Origin of the sequence: Globicatella sanguinis NBRC 15551, assembly GCF_001552295.1 — a bacterium.
Taxonomy (GTDB): domain Bacteria; phylum Bacillota; class Bacilli; order Lactobacillales; family Aerococcaceae; genus Globicatella; species Globicatella sanguinis.
Genome location: NZ_BCQX01000140.1, coordinates 1 through 5,462, shown reverse-complemented (window position 1 = coordinate 5,462; position 5,462 = coordinate 1). Strand labels below are relative to the sequence as shown.

The following is a 5,462-nucleotide window of genomic DNA, read 5'->3' as shown; positions in this document are numbered from 1 at the left end:
CTACTTCTGGTCTACTCCCCAGCCTCAGTTAAATTATTATTTCGCGGTCATTTCATCATTAAAACCAAACATATAAGTTAAGCCATATGCAACTCCAAAGGCCACTGCCATCATTAAGAAATACGGTAATAATTGATTTAAGTATAATAAAGTACCAGGTAAGACAGTAACTGACATACCAGTTGCTTTAAGGTTTAAAATACTACCTAAGAAACCACCCACAGCACCACCAATTAACCCCATTACAAATGGTTTACCATAACGTAAGTTAACACCAAAGATTGCTGGTTCAGTAATTCCTAGTAAACAAGAGATACCCGCTGAGAAGGATAAGGCTTTTAATTTAGCATTAGTGGTTTTTGATCCTACAGCAAAGATTGCGCCAGCTTGTGCAGCTGTTGCTGCGGTTAAGAAGGCATTAAATTGGTTGACACCATCTTTTGCTAATAATTGTACTTCCAAGAAGTTGAAAATGTGGTGAATACCGGTCACTACGATTAATTGTTGTAAACCACCAATAATTAATCCCGCTAAACCAAATGGTAAAGCTAATACCCATTCCGTTGCTGATAAAACGACTGTTTCTAATGAATGGAATACAGGTCCAATCGCAAATAAACCTAGAATATTCATAATTAATAAAGTTAAGAATGGTGTGACTAATAAATCAAATGTTTCAGAAACATGTTGATGTAGCCATTTTTCTAATTTCGCACCGACCATCCCAACGATAAAAGCAGGGATTACCGTACCTTGATAACCTACAACGGGAATGAAGCCAAAGAATTGCATTGGTTCAGCACTACCGCCTGCTACATCATAAGCATTTGGCAATGAAGGATGAACCATCATTAATCCTAAGACAATCCCTAATACTGGGTTACCACCAAATACCTTGAATGAAGACCAAGCGACTAATGCTGGTAAGAAAGCAAAAGCTGTATCCGTTAAAATTTGCGTCCATTGAATGAAATTTGGATTTAAACTTTCTGGTGTCATACCGAATAATGCCAATATGTCAGGTTGTGTTAATAATCCACGAACCCCCATAAATAACCCAGTTGCTACTAAAACCGGAATAATTGGAACAAACACATCACCAAATGTACGAATGGCACGTTTAAAGAAACTACCTTGTGGTTGTTGTTCAGATGCTGATGCTTTTTGATCAGATTTTGTCACCGTATTAACACCTGGTAATTGAGCGACTGCATCGTATACTTTATTAACGGTACCCGTTCCAAAAATAATTTGATATTGTCCTGAGTTAAAGAAAGCACCCATTACTTTATCGACATTTTCCATTTTTTCTTTATTAATTTTTTGCTCGTCTTTAACCATTACACGTAAACGAGTTGCACAGTGAGCCACGCTATTAATGTTTTCTGTTCCACCTAAATTTTCCACAACGGATTTTGCTATATCTTTGTAATCCATTTTGATACCTCCATATATTTGTCTTTCTTTTTTGGAACCAGTTCCTAATTGCTGAGTTCATTATACGAAATAAAAAAATAAATTGCAACATGGAAACGTCAACAAATTGATTAAATTAAGGTTTTTAAGCTATATTAAGTAAAAAAAAAAGATGACCTCTTCACCAAAACACTGGTAATAGGCCATCAACCTGAAAGAGATTGAAAATAATTTTTATAAAAAATTTATTATTTTCATGTTTTCATCGGTCTTTTTCTTCATCTTTTATCCAAAACGGACTCTCTTAAAATTAATTTTGTTGGTAATTCGATGCTTTCTTCTTGTTGCTGATGATTAATTCGGTGTAACAAATGGCCTGCTGCAATCTCACCCGCATTAAAATAAGGATATTCGACTGTTGTTAAACCTGGATAAAAAGAAGCTCCGGTCGCATGATTCCCAAAGCCCGCAATACTAACATCTTTCGGGACTCTTAACCCTTCTTCTAAACAGGCTTTCATCGCACCAATCGCCATCATATCGGTTGCTCCCACAATTAACTCTGGTTGCGATAAAATTAACTCTCGCTTAGTCACTTCATATGCTTCGTCCATTCTAAAGCCTGCCTCTAACTCTTCAAACTCCGTGTCCCCGAAGGCTAGAAATGTATTTCGTATAGCGTTACGACGGTATATCCCAATCGCAGGGTCATTTTTAGTAGCTGTTAAATAATGAATTTTACGATGACCCAATCGATAAAGGTAGTGCGCTAATTGCTCTCCAGCTGTTTGTTCGCTAAAGAAAATTGAATCTCCTATTGGATTTTCTTGCCCCACTACCACAATTGGTATTTTAGATGCTTTCATCGTTTTTTCTAAATCTTCTGAAAAATGGGTCATCAAAAAGATAATGCCATCCATCCGGTTCGCTTGAAAACTTCTTATTGCCTCTAATTCTGATTCGGGTTCAAGGTTTGAATTGACAATTAATAATTTATAACCTTTTTTTCTTAAATAATTTTCTACTCCAGATAACATTGTATTTGACGCATAACTATCTAAACGTGGTGTGATAGCTCCCACCATTTTCGTTTGCTTTGCTTTTAAACTTTGGGCAAAGGTGTTCGGTAAATATCCTGTTTTTTGGATCACGAAATTTATTTTCTTAGCTGTTTTCTGACTTACTGAGCCACCATTAAGATATCTCGAAACGGTACTCTTGGCAACGCCCGCTTCTCTTGCAATATCATTAATCGTAACCATTCATCCACCTCCGTTTTCACTCGTTTTTCATTTTATCATGATTTTCTAAAATTTGCATTAAATGATGAAAACGAATTCCTTTAACGATAGTTTATTCATTTCAACAATATTTTTTAACATACTCAATTCAGCTAACTATTAAATAATAATACCATGGAGATGATCGATTTCGTGTTGAATCACTTGCGCTAAAAAATCTTGATACTGTCCAGTATGCTTTTTAAAATGAGCATCTTGGTAACTCACCGTTATTTTGCGATAGCGAGTCGTTTTACGCACTCCTTCTAATGACAAACAACTTTCTTCAACCTCATATGGTTCTGATTTTGCGATGATTTGTGGATTCACCATTACCATGTCAACTGGTCCTAAAGAGAAAATAATAATATTTTTCAAATGGCCAATCATATTAGCGGCCATGCCAACACAGTGTTCACGATTAGCATTTAAAGTATCTTGTAAATCTCGGATGATAGGCAAATCGGCTTTAGTCGCTTCTACTGATTTTTGTGATAAAAAAAGGTATCTTTTACTATTGGTTTGATCATTCGCTACTCCTCAATTATTCAAAATCTACGATGACACAAGTGTTCGCCACCCAGTCACCAATTTGTTTTTTCTCACTAGTAAAGAAACTGATTAAATATAAAAAGGGATATGGTCTTTGAATAATTCTTGATACAATTTCTCTAAAGAAAATATCTGATAGTTTAAGATTATAACCATCTAATCGAACCGTTCTTAAGCCCATTATCATCTTGCCTAAAGTTTGCCCTTTAAAGATTAAAGTCAATCCAGCAAAATAAAGACAATAAATAGCAGTTGAAATACCAAAGTTAATCAGCGACGTAAAGCTCCACATGCTGAAGAATAAATTAATAAGTCCCGTTATGACTAAGCTATCAATTAAAAAAGCTACAACACGTCGATGGGCACTAGCAATATAATGGAACTCATAAGGTGAGCCTTTATCAATTTTATATTTACGATCAGCTTCCCATTCCGCTTTCTCGATTGCTTGATAATTGTTAGTTGAATCCTTACCGGTTGACCAATCATACTCCTCTTCGGTTGAAGTGTCAGCTGTCTGTTGCTTCGTTTCATTGGCAGTTAGTAGTTCGGCCTCTGATGTTGACTCATTAACTGATTTTTTCTCCTGATTTAGTAATAAGTCTTGATTGGCCGAAATAGTGTGCTTTGACACATCGTCTTTAGAGGTTGGCATCTCTTCGTTAGTTGATGGCTCCGGGTTTAATGCATCGTCTTTAGGCGTTGACATCGTCTCGTTTGCAGGTAATTCCTGTTCAGATACATCTTCATTAACTGAAGATAATTCAGGTGTAGCATTATCATGGGGCAGTTGTACATCTTCGTAATCTTCCCGTGCAAGAACGGTACCATCTTCTGCATCATAAGTTAACGATTTATTGACAGTCTCAGCTAACTCTTCTTCGCTTGTTCCTTGATTCTCGTTATTAGTAACGGTATCGCTAGCTGTATTTTCTGAAAGTTGTTCAACTTGATCAACCCATTCGTCCTCTAAATTTGATTTATCTAATTTTGTCATTAGTGACCACCTCGATAAATATATTGAGCAGTGGGTGATTGTTGTGCTTCAATGAATGACCACACTTGCCCCGCCTGTGAAGTTAAATCTTGATTCCCTTTAAAGTTTAAACCAAATGGTAAGTAGTTTGAAAAGAGACTTGCATCTTTTGCTACGTATTCAAATACCACTGGATTCTCAGCTGCTATTTTTTCTGCCAGTCCCTTAATTGCATCAGCTTCATAACCGATTTCATCAACCAGACCATTTTCAACAGCTTGACGTCCATCAAACACACGTCCATCTGCTACTTTTAAAACTTCCTCTTTGCTCATACCTCGACCATTCATAACAATTTCTAAGAAACGTTCAAAGGCATTGTTTAAGTAAGTTTGGATTACTTCTTTTTCTTCTTTAGTCATTGATCGAGTAGAACTCATAATATCTTTCATTTCACCAGATTTAATAACATTTTGCTTCACACCAATATTTTCCATTAATTGTGAGAAATCATAATTGCCCATAATAACTCCGATTGAACCGGTAGTTGTCTCTTCTGCAGCATAAATCCGATCTGTTTCTGCTGAAATATAATAACCACCACTAGCTGAGACTGAACCAAATGAAGTATAAATAGGTTTGTTAGTTTCTTCGCGAACTTTTTGAATTTGCGCACGCAACTCAGCACTTTCATAAACGCCGCCACCTGGGCTATCAACTGCTAATAATATCCCTTTTACGGTTGAGTCTTTGGCAGCTGCTTTAAATTGTTCAATCACTTGTTGATGCTGATAACCTTCACTACCACTTATCAAAGAACTTGATCCATTATCTTGAATCACACCATTGACTCGGATAACTGCGATACGATTAGTGACATCATTACCTTGTAAGACTTTTTCATTAAAATCTTGGCGATTCAGTACCATGTCAGTTAATGTTTCTGAACTAGATGTTTGCTCATTTTGCGGTTTTTGAGTCGTTGTAAAAGCACCAAGTCCTAAAATAATTAATGAAGCTCCTATCGCAACCAATCTTTTAGTTGTGGCTTTTTGTTGAACTTGCGGCATCTTAATCATCTCCTTTTTATTACTTTTAGTATATCAAGTTTATAGCTCTTATCCAAATAAAAAAAGCAAAGGACCGAACGATTTTGTTCTATCCTCTGCTTGAATTTGTCTTCAATTTTTTGCTAGCTAAACAATTATTATCCAACTACGGGAGTGGACAAGAAGTAG

At 36.1% G+C, this 5,462-nt stretch carries 3 protein-coding genes and 2 pseudogenes; all 5 read right to left on the bottom strand.

Annotation, left to right across the window (positions count from 1 at the left end; all coding sequences use genetic code 11):
* Window positions 1-45: 45 nt before the first annotated feature.
* A pseudogene (locus GSA01S_RS09240) lies at window positions 46-1,437 on the bottom strand (sucrose-specific PTS transporter subunit IIBC); the annotation flags it as partial.
* Between the two features lie 257 nt (window positions 1,438-1,694).
* A complete protein-coding gene (locus GSA01S_RS09235) occupies window positions 1,695-2,678 on the bottom strand; it encodes a LacI family DNA-binding transcriptional regulator (RefSeq protein WP_066126864.1) in 984 nt (327 codons plus the stop codon).
* Window positions 2,679-2,816: 138 nt separating this feature from the next.
* Window positions 2,817-3,226: pseudogene (locus GSA01S_RS09230) on the bottom strand (peptide deformylase).
* Between the two features lie 14 nt (window positions 3,227-3,240).
* Window positions 3,241-4,245, bottom strand: coding sequence for an RDD family protein (locus GSA01S_RS09225; RefSeq protein ID WP_066126863.1), 1,005 nt, complete (start codon window positions 4,243-4,245; stop codon window positions 3,241-3,243).
* Window positions 4,245-5,294, bottom strand: coding sequence for a signal peptide peptidase SppA (gene sppA / locus GSA01S_RS09220; protein WP_066126861.1), 1,050 nt, complete (start codon window positions 5,292-5,294; stop codon window positions 4,245-4,247). Before sppA ends, GSA01S_RS09225 begins: the two co-directional genes overlap by 1 nt.
* Between the last annotated feature and the right edge of the window lie 168 nt (window positions 5,295-5,462).

Excerpts from the sequence above, each read along its gene's own strand:
- GSA01S_RS09225 (WP_066126863.1), bottom strand. The coding sequence starts at position 4,245 with ATGACAAAATTAGATAAATCAAATTTAGAGGACGAATGGGTTGATCAA.
- sppA (WP_066126861.1), bottom strand. The coding sequence starts at position 5,294 with ATGCCGCAAGTTCAACAAAAAGCCACAACTAAAAGATTGGTTGCGATA.
- GSA01S_RS09235 (WP_066126864.1), bottom strand. The coding sequence starts at position 2,678 with ATGGTTACGATTAATGATATTGCAAGAGAAGCGGGCGTTGCCAAGAGT.